This window comes from Halothiobacillus neapolitanus c2, assembly GCF_000024765.1.
In the GTDB taxonomy this organism is placed as follows: Bacteria; Pseudomonadota; Gammaproteobacteria; order Halothiobacillales; family Halothiobacillaceae; genus Halothiobacillus; species Halothiobacillus neapolitanus.
This window is the reverse complement of sequence record NC_013422.1, coordinates 681,726-695,671: the sequence shown is the minus strand read 5'-3', so window position 1 is coordinate 695,671 and position 13,946 is coordinate 681,726. Positions and strand designations below refer to the sequence as shown.

At 55.6% G+C, this 13,946-nt stretch carries 13 protein-coding genes; 4 read left to right on the top strand and 9 right to left on the bottom strand.

Annotated features, from left to right (window positions below):
- Positions 1-58: 58 nt before the first annotated feature.
- A complete protein-coding gene (locus HNEAP_RS03255) occupies positions 59-409 on the bottom strand; it encodes a DUF3147 family protein (protein ID WP_012823532.1) in 351 nt (116 codons plus the stop codon).
- Positions 410-584: 175 nt separating this feature from the next.
- Here HNEAP_RS03255 and metE point away from each other — a divergent pair, with 175 nt between their 5' ends.
- Positions 585-2,870: a 5-methyltetrahydropteroyltriglutamate--homocysteine S-methyltransferase gene (metE, locus tag HNEAP_RS03250; protein WP_012823531.1), complete on the top strand. Its 2,286-nt coding sequence runs from the start codon at positions 585-587 to the stop codon at positions 2,868-2,870.
- 92 nt (positions 2,871-2,962) lie between these two features.
- Here the strand turns inward: metE and HNEAP_RS03245 are convergent, their stop codons facing one another.
- Genes HNEAP_RS03245 through HNEAP_RS03235 form a run of 3 tightly spaced genes read right to left on the bottom strand, consistent with a single transcriptional unit; the run spans position 2,963 to position 5,483 of the window.
- Positions 2,963-4,393, bottom strand: a complete 1,431-nt coding sequence (locus HNEAP_RS03245; protein WP_012823530.1) for a PhoH family protein — start codon at positions 4,391-4,393, stop codon at positions 2,963-2,965.
- Between the two features lie 46 nt (positions 4,394-4,439).
- Entirely contained in the window at positions 4,440-4,916 is a 477-nt protein-coding gene (locus tag HNEAP_RS03240; protein WP_012823529.1) for a peroxiredoxin, read from the bottom strand.
- 33 nt (positions 4,917-4,949) lie between these two features.
- On the bottom strand, positions 4,950-5,483 hold the full coding sequence (locus HNEAP_RS03235; RefSeq protein ID WP_041600347.1) for a glycine cleavage system transcriptional repressor: 534 nt from the start codon (positions 5,481-5,483) through the stop codon (positions 4,950-4,952).
- Between the two features lie 244 nt (positions 5,484-5,727).
- Between HNEAP_RS03235 and HNEAP_RS03230 the strand changes: the two genes are divergently transcribed.
- Positions 5,728-6,297, top strand: coding sequence for a DUF302 domain-containing protein (locus HNEAP_RS03230; RefSeq protein ID WP_012823527.1), 570 nt, complete (start codon positions 5,728-5,730; stop codon positions 6,295-6,297).
- A gap of 478 nt (positions 6,298-6,775) precedes the next feature.
- On the opposite strand, the gene HNEAP_RS03225 is transcribed toward HNEAP_RS03230, so the two are convergent.
- Positions 6,776-7,714, bottom strand: coding sequence for a LysR family transcriptional regulator (locus HNEAP_RS03225; protein WP_012823526.1), 939 nt, complete (start codon positions 7,712-7,714; stop codon positions 6,776-6,778).
- A gap of 272 nt (positions 7,715-7,986) precedes the next feature.
- Between HNEAP_RS03225 and HNEAP_RS03220 the strand changes: the two genes are divergently transcribed.
- On the top strand, positions 7,987-8,430 hold the full coding sequence (locus tag HNEAP_RS03220) for a DUF4124 domain-containing protein (RefSeq protein ID WP_041600346.1): 444 nt from the start codon (positions 7,987-7,989) through the stop codon (positions 8,428-8,430).
- Positions 8,431-8,653: 223 nt separating this feature from the next.
- Positions 8,654-10,360 (top strand): proline--tRNA ligase, encoded by a 1,707-nt coding sequence (locus HNEAP_RS03215; protein WP_012823524.1) that lies wholly within the window; start codon positions 8,654-8,656, stop codon positions 10,358-10,360.
- A gap of 85 nt (positions 10,361-10,445) precedes the next feature.
- Here HNEAP_RS03215 and HNEAP_RS03210 read toward each other — a convergent pair whose 3' ends face one another.
- The 4 genes from HNEAP_RS03210 to neuB are packed head-to-tail and all read right to left on the bottom strand — an operon-like array spanning position 10,446 to position 13,905.
- On the bottom strand, positions 10,446-11,132 hold the full coding sequence (locus HNEAP_RS03210; protein ID WP_012823523.1) for an acylneuraminate cytidylyltransferase family protein: 687 nt from the start codon (positions 11,130-11,132) through the stop codon (positions 10,446-10,448).
- Positions 11,125-12,186 (bottom strand): nucleotidyltransferase family protein, encoded by a 1,062-nt coding sequence (locus HNEAP_RS03205; protein WP_012823522.1) that lies wholly within the window; start codon positions 12,184-12,186, stop codon positions 11,125-11,127. Before HNEAP_RS03205 ends, HNEAP_RS03210 begins: the two co-directional genes overlap by 8 nt.
- Before the next feature lie 11 nt (positions 12,187-12,197).
- Positions 12,198-12,833, bottom strand: coding sequence for an acetyltransferase (locus tag HNEAP_RS03200; RefSeq protein ID WP_012823521.1), 636 nt, complete (start codon positions 12,831-12,833; stop codon positions 12,198-12,200).
- Positions 12,826-13,905 carry an N-acetylneuraminate synthase gene (neuB, locus tag HNEAP_RS03195; RefSeq protein WP_012823520.1) on the bottom strand — a complete coding sequence of 360 codons (1,080 nt, stop codon included), beginning with the start codon at positions 13,903-13,905 and terminating at the stop codon, positions 12,826-12,828. Before neuB ends, HNEAP_RS03200 begins: the two co-directional genes overlap by 8 nt.
- Between the last annotated feature and the right edge of the window lie 41 nt (positions 13,906-13,946).

Genomic DNA, 13,946 nt, shown 5'->3' with positions numbered 1-13,946 from the left:
GCAGACATCAAAAATACCTAAGATTTGCATCGCACACAGCACGGCCAAGCAACCGCCGTTAGAGCAAGTTCACACCAAAACGTCGCATCACCAGCGCGAACATACCGAAGATCACCATGGTCAGAGCAATGCAGACAATGAGCGTCGGCCAGAAACCGATGCGCTGCAACAAGGCTGGGAAAACCAGGAACATTGGCAAGGTCGGCAGCACATACCAGAAGGTGTACCAGGCGTGGTTGGCGATTTTTTCTTCGGACTGCTGCCCGACATGCAGCCAGATCAAGGCCATAATGGTCACCAGCGGTAACGCGCCGAGCAAGCCGCCGAGCTTGTCACTGCGTTTGGCGATCTCGGATACAAGGACAATGACTCCGGCCGTGACCAGATACTTCGTTATCAACCAACCCACTGCGTACACTCCATAATTTTCCCGATTGCCCAAGAACAAACAATCTGTTCGATTGGCATGCCAACTTCATGCTGTTGGCTCATCATTTCATACAAATATCATCAACCAAAATCATGTTTGGTTCGCGTATCGTGAACGTTGTTAATCATACACGACACTTTACGGAATTAATGACATGAGTACTTCATCAAACATCATCACTCATACCTTGGGGTTCCCCCGCATTGGCGAACGCCGCGCGCTCAAGTGGGCACTGGAATCGCACTGGCGGGGCGAATCGTCTGCCCAAGCGCTGCAAGCGACCGCAAAAAGCGTGCGCGCGCAAACATTTCACGCCCACAAAGAGTCTGGTATCACCCATCCGCCCGTCGGCGACTTTTCGTTTTACGACCACATGGCCGACACCGCCCTGTTGTTCGGGCAAGTGCCACACCGGTTCGGCAGCACGGCCAACACGCTGGACAACCTGTTCACACTCGGGCGCGGCAAAAATGTCGCTGGGCAGAACATCGCCCCGCTGGCGATGAAAAAATGGTTCAACAGCAACTACCACTATCTGGTGCCGGAACTGGAAGCGGATCAACCCATCGCGCTGGATGCCGCACGCTATCTTGATCTCGTGCGCGAGGCGTTGGCGGCGAATCCGGCGGCCAAGCCCGTTCTGGTCGGTCCGCTGACCTTCCTCTATCTGAGCCGCGGTCTGGATGAAGCCGGCAGGCTCGCCAAGGCCGAAGCGCTGGCCGCCGGGTATCAGTTGTTGTTGAACGAGCTCAAAGCCCTCGGTGTTGCCTGGGTGCAGATCGACGAGCCCATTTTGACGCTTGATCTGCCCGCTGACTGGCTGCAAGCCTTCGAACCGACCTACCACCGCCTGAAAGTACCCGGAATCAAGCTCCTGCTGACCACCTATTTCGGCGATTTGAACGGCAATGTGGCGCTCGCCGCCAATCTTCCGGTGGATGGCCTGCACATTGACGCGACCATGACGCGCGATCTGATTGCCGTGGCCGACCGCCTGCCGGATTACAAAGTGCTTTCCGTCGGCATTCTCGATGGACGCTCGATCTGGCGCGCCGATCTGGCGCCTATGTTGCAGCGATTGGCACCCGTGTATGCCCGTCTTAAGGAACGCCTGTGGCTGGCCCCGTCCTGCTCCTTGCTGCATCTTCCGCTGGACGCCGCCTTCGAGACAAAACTCCCAGAGTTTCTGCGCAATAACCTGAGTTATGCCCGACAAAAACTCACCGAACTGAATCTGCTTGCCCGAGGGCTCAGCGAGGGGTTGGACAGTATCGCCCTGGAACTCAATCAGGCGGCAGCAGCGCGTGCCGAACTCGATCGCCAGCCGGGTCGCAATTCATCCACAGTACGTGCCAAGACGGAAACTATTGCCGCAACCGAGCCGAACCGCCGCGGGGCATTCGCCGAGCGGGCTGCCGCGCAACAGGCACGTTTCAACCTGCCGCTGCTGCCGACCACGACCATCGGTTCTTTCCCGCAGACGCATGAAATCCGTGCGGCACGCAAGGCCTTCAAAAACCGGGAACTCTCCGAGGAACAATACGAGTCCAGCATGAAGGACGAAATCCGCCATGTGATCGAGATTCAGGAAAAGATTGGTCTGGATGTGCTGGTGCATGGCGAAGCCGAGCGCAACGACATGGTCGAATACTTCGGCGAGCAGCTCGATGGCTTTGCCTTCACCCAGGAAGGCTGGGTACAGTCCTACGGTTCGCGTTGCGTCAAACCGCCCATTATCTGGGGCGACGTGCAACGTAGCCGCCCGATGACGGTAGCGTGGGCACGCTATGCGCAATCGCTGAGCCAGCGCCCGGTCAAGGGCATGTTGACCGGCCCGGTGACGATTCTGTTCTGGTCGTTCGTGCGCGATGATCTTTCCCGCGAGGCCGTGTGCTACCAGATTGCCGAGGCGTTACGACAAGAGATCAACGATCTCGCCGCTGCCGGTATCGGCATGATTCAGGTCGATGAACCCGCGTTCCGCGAAGGCTTGCCGCTACGCCGGAAGGACTGGGCTCCGTATCTGAACTGGGCGGTGCGTGCCTTCAAGCACGCCGTGGTCGATGCACCAAACGACGTGCAGATTCACACCCACATGTGCTATAGCGAATTCAATGACATCATCGAAGCGATTGCCGCGCTGGATGCCGACGTGATCACCATCGAGACCACGCGTTCGAACATGAAACTGCTGGATGCCTTTTCGGACTTCCACTACCCCAACGCCATCGGCCCCGGCATCTACGATATTCATGCGCCGCAGATTCCAACCATGGAAGAGATCGAACCCCGCGTTCGACTCGCGCTAGAAAAAATCCCGGCAGAGCGTTTATGGATCAACCCCGATTGCGGCCTGAAAACCCGCGGCTGGAAAGAAGTGATTCCTTCATTGGAAGCCATGGTTGCAGTGGCCCGTAAACTGAGAAAAGAACACGGCTGATCAACCGAACACCGTTCAATCGTTCACAGCAAAAAGCCCCGCCGAATCCTCGACGGGGCTTTGTCTTTCACGCTCCGTTTACGGAACGAAACCTACAGCACTTCCGCCGCATGTTCGGCCAGGCGTGACCGTTCGCCACGCGCCAGCGTGATATGAGCACCATGCGGCCAGCCCTTGAAGCGATCGACCACAAAGGTCAAACCGGATGAGGTCTCGGTCAGATACGGCGTATCGATTTGCGCCACGTTGCCCAAACAGACCATTTTCGTACCCGGCCCCGCGCGCGTGATCAAGGTACGCATCTGCTTGGCGGTGAGGTTCTGCGCTTCATCGATAATGACGAACTTGTTCTGAAAGGTGCGCCCGCGCATGAAATTGAGTGAGCGGATCTTGATTCGTGAGCGCAACAGGTCGTTGGTGGCCGCACGCTCCCAACTGCCGCCCTCGTTCCCCGAGTCGGTTTTCGAGAGCACCTCGAGATTGTCCATCAGCGCGCCCATCCACGGCGTCATTTTCTCTTCTTCGGTTCCCGGGAGAAAACCGATGTCTTCGCCCACCGGGATCGTGACCCGCGTCATGATAATCTCGCTGTACCGGTTCTTTTCCAATGTGAGCGCAAGCGCTGCCGCCAGTGTCAACAGCGTCTTGCCGGTGCCTGCCTGACCCAGCAAGGTAACGAAATCCACTTCGGGGTCCATCAGATGATTCAGGGCAAAACTTTGCTCGCGATTGCGTGCCGTGATGCCCCAGACGGATTGCCGTTCGTGCTGAAAATTAACCGCGCTCTCGACCACAGCCGAACCGTCGGCCGCAATCTCGCGCACGATGCCGGAAAACGGCGTCGCCCCCTCGATGAACACGCACAGATTCACATACCATTCAGCCGTCTGCGGGCCGTGGACACGATAGAACGCCCGCCCCTCTTCCTGCCAGGATTCCAGCGCCTTGCCGTGATTGTCCCAAAAATCATCGGTCAACTGCACGATCCCGCTATGCAGCAGCGATACGTCATCCAGTACCTGATCGTTATGGTAATCCTCGGCTTTGAGACCTAACGCGGTCGCCTTGATCCGCAGATTGATATCTTTGGAAACGAGGATGACATCACGATCCTTGATCCGATGGCGCAATGCCAGTGTGACGCCCAGAATCTGGTTATCCGGACGGCCACCCGGCATGTTCGCGGGCAGTTCGATCGACTCGTTCTGGGTTTGCAGGAACAGACGCCCGGCTTCCGAAGACCGCTCGTTATTTTTCGATAGCAACGGGCTTTGTATCGGCAAGCCCTGATTGATGTTGTCCAGATCGGCATCCTGCAACAAGTCGTCGAGAAAACGACTGACCTGACGCACATTACGCGCGGTTTCGCTGGTGCCTTTCTTTCCATTGTCCAGCTCTTCGATCACCATCATCGGCAGATAGATATCGTGTTCCATGAAGCGGAAAATGGACGTCGGATCGTGCATCAATACGTTCGTATCCAGTACAAACAGGCACTTTCTCTGGCGCGTGTTGTTAATCATCGACTACTCGGCCTCCCGGGCTGCTGACAAGAATAAAAATACGCGTTTAGCTGCGACCGGCTTCCCGAATGGCCGCGAGCACCGCCTCGGCATGGCCGGGCACCTTCACTTTGCGCCATACGGTATGAATCTGTCCATCGGGCGCGATTAAAAAAGTACTGCGCTCGATGCCCTCGAAGGTTTTGCCGTACATCGATTTTTCCCGAATCACATCGAACGCCCGTGAAACCGTTTGTTCCGTATCGGCAATTAACGGAAAGCTCAGCCCCTGTTTGGCACAGAATCGGGCATGACTTGCCTGATCATCATTCGACACACCAACAACCACGGCATCGGCTTCATCGAATGACGGCAGCAAACGCTGAAAATCCTGCGCTTCGGTCGTGCAACCCGGTGTGTTATCACGAGGATAAAAGTAAAGAACCAGCCACTTGCCCGAATAGGTCGTTTCGCAAATTTGTCCACCATCGGTGGTTGCGCCTGTAAATGAAGGTACCACCGATCCTTTAATCAACTCAGACATTGTTCTCCTCCGGGAATCAATAAAAAACACACCTTAAAAGCTACGTTCCGGTTCAATGGCGGCATCAAGGTTCAGGTTATCGCAGAGATCAAAAAAATCCGACTTGAATTGCCCCAGATGGCAGCGCGCCGGGATATCGATCTGTGCCCGCATTTGAATCAATCGTTCGCTACTGCGGGCCGGACGATAGGTCCGCGTGGACAACTCCCGCATATCTACTTTCTGCTGAGCAAAAAAACGAGTGATAACAGCCGCGATGTCGGCGGATGCCAGACCGATGGCATCGACAACATAGGGAAGAACCGCCTCACGTTCGGCAATGTTTTGTTCATGGTGAACATGCATATCAATACCTGCCCGCTGCGCGAACTCGCGCAGGACCGACTCAACTCGCGTTACCCGATCCCAGTTACCGGAAATACGCAGGGCCAACACCATGCGTTGTTCAAACGACAACATATGGCTATCGAGGGCATGACACTGCTGCTGTTGAATCAAGGCCAGAAGATCAGCCAGATGGGAAGTACCCATCGGGCCGAACAGGTTTACGATCAACTGAGTTTGCATATGGCCTTCGCGTGAATGTATCGATGGGTCCGATTCTAGAGGATTTATCCCCGAACAGGGGACATAAAAACCGACACCATCACACTGCATGGGTGTAAAGTCCAAGTGTTGAACTTTGTTTATTAGAAGTTTGCTATATTAAGCGTGTTTATTCTTGATGAACTAAATCAGTTTGTCAGCGTTTACTAATGCAGTAACAATGAATAGGCTACATAGATAGAAACAAACAAAACGGGGTGAGTTAATGCGTAATCTCTTGAAGGCATCCGTACTGGGTGTGGCAATCATGTCTCTTTCTGGCTGCGGCTTCCTATCGATCAAAGACAAGCTCGATCCGCAAGCTATGGACGTATACAGCGGCATGTATGACCGCTTTGTCAGTAGCGGCGGCGACTTGGGCGCTGCTACCGTTTGGCGCATGGAAGTCGACAAAGGCCTCGGCCCTGACGACATCAAACAAAGTATTGAATCAGCTTCTGTCGGCACCGGTCTGAAAAACGTTGGTGAAATGCCATTGTCCAAGCAGCTGGAACTGGAAACGGGCAAAAAACAACGCTACCTGATGATTTATCAGTACTGCAGCCCTTCCATTGCACGTCAAGCGGTTGATTTCAGCCCGTACTTCTCGGCCTACCTGCCTTGCCGTATCGCTGTTGTCGAAGACAAAGAAGGTCGTTACTGGCTGTATGGTTTGAACATGGACATGTTTGTTCATGGCGGCAAAAATATGCCAGAGCCATTCAAATCCAACGCTCAGCACGTTCGTGATTCCATGATGAAGATGATGGAAGCGGGCGCACACGGCGGATTCTGATCCGACTGCCGGTGATCTCCACCGGCTAATGTAAAAAAACCTCGGGTAGCTCCGAGGTTTTTTATTGCCTGTCGTTTTATCTTTGGGAATCCTCTGAGCAATGCCATCCTATAATTTTCAGAGGGCGAAAATCAAAAAATATGATTTTTGATTTTCTTCATGACCAATCACTTATGGGAAGCTCGAAAAACCCGTCATTCCCAAGTAGGCGGGAATCCAGCGCCTTGATTTTTCTGGGTTACCGTTTTGCGGGAACGACGAATCACGGGTATTTCGAGGTGCCCTTATGTCTTCGTTCATGGCGGCACATCACTGTGCCACACGGAAGCTCAAATATAATTAGAGATTCTGTGGTCGATGCACGACCAAACCTAGGCAATAAAAAACCACCCTGCTGAAAAGGGTGGGTTTTTTGTGTTGATGGTTGCTGGAAAGAATCACCGAAAAACCGGTGTCATCCCGAGCTGAACCAATCAGGTCAAGTAGCGTTTTTCGCTTGAATGCTTTCCAGGTCATGCATTGGAGAACTATTGCTACAGTAATCGCGAGAAAATTCCAGAAGATCTTCCATCGCGGGCAGACGGAACTTGTGCCGCTGACGGACAAAAGAAAAATCACGGAACAAACGCGGACTCAGCGGCACTGCTTTGAGCAGCCCGAGCTTGAGTTCTTTGGTAATACCGGAAGCAGACATGATGGACAATCCCATGCCCGCTTGAACTGCACCCTTGATCGCTTCGGGGCTCCCAAGCTCCATGCAAACATCCCAACCGTCTGAATAACCGTGCTCGATCAAATAGTTCAGTACCATTTCACGCGTGCCGGAGCCTTCCTCGCGGCAGATAAAGTCATAGGACATTAGCTGGTCAAGGGAAACAGACTCTAAACCGGCCAATTGATGATCAGGCGGCAAAATGACGACCAACTCATCACGGCGGCAGGTTTCGACCAACAGATTCTTATTTCCAACCGTTCCCTCGACAATCGCCAAATCAACAACATTGTGTTCAACCATGGATACGATTGCTTCGGTATTACCCACTTTTAAGCGAACGGCAAGATCCCGATGTTTTAAACGGAACTTACCGAGCAGCGCTGGCAACATGTTTTCAGCAATGGTCGTACTTGCGCCAATATTGAGTGAACCGCCAACTTCGCCCGTCATCTCTTTAACACGTCGATCCATCTCATCATAGAGCTCGAACATGCGTTCAGAAATTTCGTACACCACATGCCCCACGTCCGTCAGCGTCACACGGTTATGGGTTCGGTCAAACAGTCGCGTATCAAAATGCTCCTCTAACTGACGAACCTGAAACGTGACTGCTGGCTGGGTCGTGTGCAAGGCCTCGGCTGCCTTGGTAAAACTCAACAAGCGCGCGACGGTGTTGAACACCTTAAGACGTCGATCTGCCATGAAGAAAACTCACTTTAGTTTTGTGAATCCAGATAGTGTATCAAGCCTATTTATCATTTGCGACATTACTGCATCAAACCAACCATTTTCCTGCCACTGAGTCATGGACATACGCGGCTATTTATCGAAGGTACGGTTTTTTTGTTTTTTGATAAATAGCGTGGAATTTCCGTTAACACTCAGACCAGTTGAACAATTGGTTCAAAACGTTATGCTAGCGTTCTCACACATCAAAAGGACGCGAGATTATGCGAGGCTCAAGGAAAATAGCATTGATTGCATTAACAGCCGCGGCAACAGTCATGTTTTCCGCAGCCAGTCAGGCCGATGGTTCGACCCAGATATATAAATGGGTGGACAAGAACGGTGAAACACATTTCAGCCAGCTCCCACCGAAACAAGGCGAAGCCCAGATCGTCAACCCGGACTACGCTACCTCTGGCAATAACGAGGATGCTCAGGCTGCACCTGCTGAAAAAACCGAGGATGAAACCAAGAAGCCCTTGGCACCAGACCAGCCCGTTTTGGCAATAAATAAAAAAGAAGCGGCAAAAGCCTGCGAAGCGGCAAACGCTCAAATCAAAATGCTGCAGAATACGCAAAACCAACTGATGACTCAGGATGCGGACGGCAAATACCGCCCACTGACATCAGAAGAAATCGCCAGCCGTCTCAAACAGGCGCAGGATGTAGCCAACAAGGCCTGCGTCAAATAATATCCCCGCGGCTCTTCGGGGCCGTTCTCATGGCTGTTCAAAAACAGAGATAGTAGGCATACGCTCATAAGCGCACCGGCGTGGGCTATCCAAACGCAATCGCCCTCGGCAACATTCGACAAATCATGTCAAAATACTGCGCTTATATCCTAATGGGGCCGTAGATTTCCGCATCCCGTATACCAAAGCCTCACGCAACTGACCTTTTTGAGACCAAGCACACATGCGCAGCTCGCAATTCCCGCTAAATACCCTGAAAGAAACGCCAACCGAAGCCGAAATCATCAGCCATCAATTGATGCTGCGCGCCGGCATGATCCGCCGCCTCGCTTCCGGTTTGTATACATGGAGCCCGCTGGGTCTGCGCGTTTTGCGCAAAGTCGAAGCGGTCGTTCGCGAAGAAATGGAAGGCATCGGCGCGCTGGAACTGCTGATGCCCGCCATTCAACCGGCTGAGCTGTGGCAGGAATCCGGTCGCTGGCAAAAGTACGGCCCCGAATTGCTGCGCGTCAAAGATCGGCATGATCGTGAGTTCTGCGTCGGCCCAACGCATGAAGAAGTCATCTCCGACTACGCCCGTCGAGAGCTCAAAAGCTACCGCCAATTACCGATCTGCTACTACCAGGTTCAAACCAAGTTCCGCGATGAGATTCGTCCGCGCTTCGGCGTCATGCGCGCCCGAGAATTCATCATGAAGGATGCCTACTCGTTTCATGCCGATGTCGAATCTCTGCGCGTCACCTATCAAGCCATGTATGACGCCTACACACGCATTTTCACCCGCCTGGGTTTGAAATTCCGCGCGGTGGAGGCCGATACCGGCTCGATTGGCGGCAAAGGCTCCCATGAGTTCCACGTGCTGGCCGATTCGGGCGAGGATGCTATTGCCTATGCAGTCAATGGCGACTACGCCGCCAACGTAGAAATGGCGCCCACCTTTCCTTTAAAGGGCGGCCGCGCCCCCGCAACAGCCAGCCTGACGCGCGTGGCGACGCCTAATGCCAAAACCATCGACGAAGTTGCTGCCTTCTTGAACGCGCCCGCCACAAAGATTCTCAAGACCCTGCTCGTTCGCGGAAAAGAAACCCCAGTTGTGGCAATCATCCTGCGTGGCGATCACGAATTGAACGACATCAAGGCCACCAAGCATCCGCTGATCGCCGACCCGTTTGAGTTCATCCCTCCAGCGGAAGCGTTCACACACACGGGGGCGAATGTCGGTTCCCTCGGCCCGATCGGCCTGAACATCCCCGTCATCGCCGACTTTGCGGCGGCTGACTGCGCCGACTTTATCTGCGGCGCCAACGAAGATGGCTGGCACATAACCGGCGTGAACTGGGGGCGCGACCTGCCCGAACCAGAAACCGCGGACCTGCGCAACGCAGTCGAAGGCGATCCGGCACCGGATGGTCAGGATAAGCTCGCCATCGCAAGAGGCATCGAAGTGGGGCATGTGTTCCAGTTGGGCACCACCTACAGCGAGAAAATGCATTGCGAATTCCTCGACGAACACGGCAAACCCGCCACCGCGATCATGGGCTGCTACGGCATTGGTGTCTCACGCATCGTGGCCGCTGCCATCGAACAGAATCACGACGACAACGGCATTGTCTGGCCCGTGCCCCTCGCCCCGTTCGAAGTCGCCATCGTGCCGATCAACGGCCATCGCGCCCCAGCGGTTCAAGCCGAAGCCGAACGACTGGAAGCCGAACTAACCGCCCAAGGGTTTAACGTGCTGCTCGACGATCGCGGCCTGCGCCCCGGCGTCGCGTTTGCCGATATGGAGCTCATCGGCATACCCTTGCGCATCGTGGTGAGCGAGCGCGGCTTAGCAGCAGGGGAATATGAAACCCGCCTGCGCTGGGAGAGTGAGAATAAGAGCATCATCGCCGATCAACTTCTGGCGTGGATTGGCCAGAACCTGAAATAAGGAGCCTCGTTCCAACCCTGCTACCTCATCACACAGGAGTAATGGATCGTGCAGCGAGCGAGGGCGAGAAGGACTGCCCTCCTCCTCAGTGATTTCCCAGCAGACACTCCGCCAGCTGGAAATCGAACAGGGTATCGATGTCTACCGAGCGGGCGGGCGGCATGACATAGGCCACGGTTTCTTCGGTCAGAAAACTGCGCGAGGTTCGCAGCCATTCGGTTTTCGCCACGTAAACCGCGCCATTCAGTGCATACAGATCCGGTAAGTCCTGCCGCCGTACCGGCCGTTGTTCGGCAGGAAGAAACGAACGCATACGGCACTCTGCGCCGACCTCAAACATCCACCACGGGCTGGCGGGCGCTTCGCAAACGCTGACACAGGCAGGCGCATTCGTTTTCAGGCATTGCTCGATCGCCGCATCGATATCCGCGGACAGCCGTAAAGGGGATGTGGGTTGAAGCAGGACAACCCACTCAAACTCGGCAAGCTGGTCGAGCGCGTGCAGCACGACATCCATGCTCGGCGTGGCATCACCCGCCAATGACGCGGGGCGTCGAAAGGGCGTTTCCGCCCCTTGATCGCGGGCGACGGCCAGAATTTCCTCATCGTCCGAGGAAACCACAACCCGCGAAACATAACGGCTGGTGCGCGCAGCCTCGATGCTCCAACCGATCAACGGCCTGCCCTTCAAAGGGCGGATATTCTTGCCGGGCAAGCCCTTGCTCCCGCCCCGCGCGGGAATGAGCGCCAGCACCGATCCGATGTCAGACACGCTGCAACACCGATGCCGCGTCGTTCTGCGCCAGTTCGAAGTCATTCATCCGACCGATATCCAGCCAGTATTCATGCACCGGGAACATCCGCACGGAACGTCCGGCGGTGATTTCGGATTTCAGCAGATCCGGCATATCGACCCGCGTATCGGCGGCCATCGAATGCACCACCTGTGGCGCCAGCACATAAATACCCGCGCTCACAAAGAAGTGCTGCGTGGGTTTTTCAGTGATGTTGGTGATGCGCTGATCTTCATGCTCGATCACGCCGTACGGCACCTGAAAATCATATTGACGGGTACAAACCGTCGCGGCGGGCGTGTGGCGATCATGATCCTGCAACAGCGCCTCGTAATTTACGCGGGTCATGATGTCGCCATTAACGACGATGATCGGGCGCTGCACGGCATCGCGCGGCAAGAGCCCCAAACACCCCGCCGTGCCAAGCGGCGTGTCTTCGTGGATATATTGGATCGACACCCCGAAGCGGCTGCCGTCCTTGAAATGCTCGATCACCTGCTCGCGCAGGTAATGCACCGAGATGTAAAAACGATAGAAGCCGTAGTCGATCAAATCCTGCAGGATGTGCTCCAGCATCGGTTTGCCGCCCACCTTCAGCATCGGCTTGGGGCAGGAATCCGTCAAGGGCCGCAGCCGAGTGCCAAAGCCGCCCGCCATCAGAAACACCGGGTTTTCCAGCCGCGGCCGCTTCATCAGATCGGTCATGGTTTCAAGCCCGACCAACTTGCCGTCACGATCGACGATCGGCACCTGCAACACCTGAGCACTGCCCAGAAGTTGCAGCGCCTCGGCTCGACTATAACCTGCCGCCAGACTCCGCGGCTTGGCGTTCATGACCTCCGAAACAGGCGCCTCCAACGACAGATGCCGCAGGATACCGCGCCGGATATCGCCATCAGTCACCGTACCGATGAGTCGCCCGTCATCATCCAGCACCAAGGCGATTTGTTTGGCACCTTGGTCGATGACCTCGATCGCCCGATGCAGCGAATCCGACACACGCAACCGAATTTTTTGCCATTGCTCGCTCACTCTACTTCTCCTTAGATTCCTTGATGCGGGCGTTCCGGAATGAAACGGGTGTCTGCAGGCAAGGATCGAAGCACCGTCGCCCCGGCGCCTACCTCGGCGCGCGAACCAATTTCCAAGCCCTGGATGACCGTGGCACCGGCGCCGACAAACACACCCTCGCCGGTCCTCACCCCGCCGCAGAGCACTGCCCCGGGCGCGACATGACTATGAGCACCCAGATGACAATGATGATCGACAGAAGCCCGTGTGTTGATCAGCACGTTATCACCGATCACCGCTTGAGCCTGCACTACCACACCGGCCAGTATCTGCACCCCCCGCCCCAAGCGCACACTGCGTGCCACCACGGCCGAAGGATGGACGAGGGTGGGCACTTCCAAACCTTTAGTAATTAACTCGGCATAAAGCGTCGAACGTAAACGGGCCTGATTCGGCATCAAGCCGACGCCCAGCGCGTAGACATAATCCGCAGCAGCCGGTTGATCCAGAAAATCATCAGCACCCAACACGGGCAGACCCTGCCAATGGCTGCCCGCCGAAAATTCAGGCGTCAGTACGCCCGCAACCTCGTGTCCCAGGCACTCGATCAGATCGCGGATCACAGCGGCATGCCCCCCCGCGCCCAGAATGATGAAGGGTTTAGTCAACGATCAAGCTCCCTGCCGGGTAGTCCTGCCTGGCTGTTTTGCCGAGCAACGCCCAATATCCGATGGGCGATAACCCGGTGCCCGGGCGCATCACGGTCAAATTGTCTGTCGTAAAAGGCTCACCCGCACGAATCGGCACCCGCGCGACCAAACTCTTGCGTGCCACACGGGCCGTGGAAAGCTCCGCCGGTTGCGGGCGTTTGATGCCGTCGCCCAATGCCGCGGAGACATCCCGAATGCCGCGAATCATTTGGGTTAATTCATCCGGTTCCAGCGATGCCGCATGATCCGGCCCCTCAAGCGTTCGATCGAGCGTGAAATGCTTTTCAACGATCCGCGCGCCGCGCGCCACGGCGGCAATGCTCATGGCGGTGCCCAGCGTGTGATCGGAATAACCGACCGGCAACCCGAACGCCGCCGAGAGCGTGTCCATGGCGCGTAGATTAATGGCTTGCGGTGCGGCGGGATAATCACTGGTGCAATGCATAAGAGTCACGCCCGACTTCAAGGCCGCCTGACCTTCCGCCGAGGCATAGGCCGCCTTGAATGCATCCACGGACGGACGGTCATCCGCGCCCGCAATTCGGCCGAACGCGATCACCCCAAGCGCCTGTTCGATCTCCGCCAGATTCGCCATGCCCGTGGAAACGATCAATTCGGCACCCGTGCGTGCATGTTCGAGCACGAAGGGCGCATTGGTCAGCTCGCCGGAAGGCAGTTTCAGACGCTTCAAGCCCACCTCGTCAACCAAGAATCGCAGGCTTTGCGAATCGAAGGCGGTCGAAAGAAACTCCAAACCCAACCGCTCGGCCTCACGCTTGAGTTCGTGATGAAGATCGGGAGAGAGTTCAAGCCGCTTGAGCATCGCGTACTGCGACTCACCTGCGCCCGTCGCACGTTGCTGGTATTCGGCTTTGGGGGCATCTGCGGTGACGAGCAATTCGGCCTTGAAGGTCTGGAACTTGACCACATCAGCACCGGCCTTGGCGGCCGCTTCAACCAAGGCGAACGCCAGATCAGTTTGGCCATTATGGTTCACACCCGCTTCGGCAATGATCAACGGTTGACTCATGAAAACTCCTCTGTTGGCCGGTGATCGTGGCGCATGTTCTG

Excerpts from the sequence above, each read along its gene's own strand:
- metE (WP_012823531.1), top strand. The coding sequence starts at position 585 with ATGAGTACTTCATCAAACATCATCACTCATACCTTGGGGTTCCCCCGC.
- HNEAP_RS03245 (WP_012823530.1), bottom strand. The coding sequence starts at position 4,393 with ATGATTAACAACACGCGCCAGAGAAAGTGCCTGTTTGTACTGGATACG.
- HNEAP_RS03240 (WP_012823529.1), bottom strand. The coding sequence starts at position 4,916 with ATGTCTGAGTTGATTAAAGGATCGGTGGTACCTTCATTTACAGGCGCA.
- HNEAP_RS03235 (WP_041600347.1), bottom strand. The coding sequence starts at position 5,483 with ATGCAAACTCAGTTGATCGTAAACCTGTTCGGCCCGATGGGTACTTCC.
- HNEAP_RS03230 (WP_012823527.1), top strand. The coding sequence starts at position 5,728 with ATGCGTAATCTCTTGAAGGCATCCGTACTGGGTGTGGCAATCATGTCT.
- HNEAP_RS03225 (WP_012823526.1), bottom strand. The coding sequence starts at position 7,714 with ATGGCAGATCGACGTCTTAAGGTGTTCAACACCGTCGCGCGCTTGTTG.
- HNEAP_RS03215 (WP_012823524.1), top strand. The coding sequence starts at position 8,654 with ATGCGCAGCTCGCAATTCCCGCTAAATACCCTGAAAGAAACGCCAACC.
- neuB (WP_012823520.1), bottom strand. The coding sequence starts at position 13,905 with ATGAGTCAACCGTTGATCATTGCCGAAGCGGGTGTGAACCATAATGGC.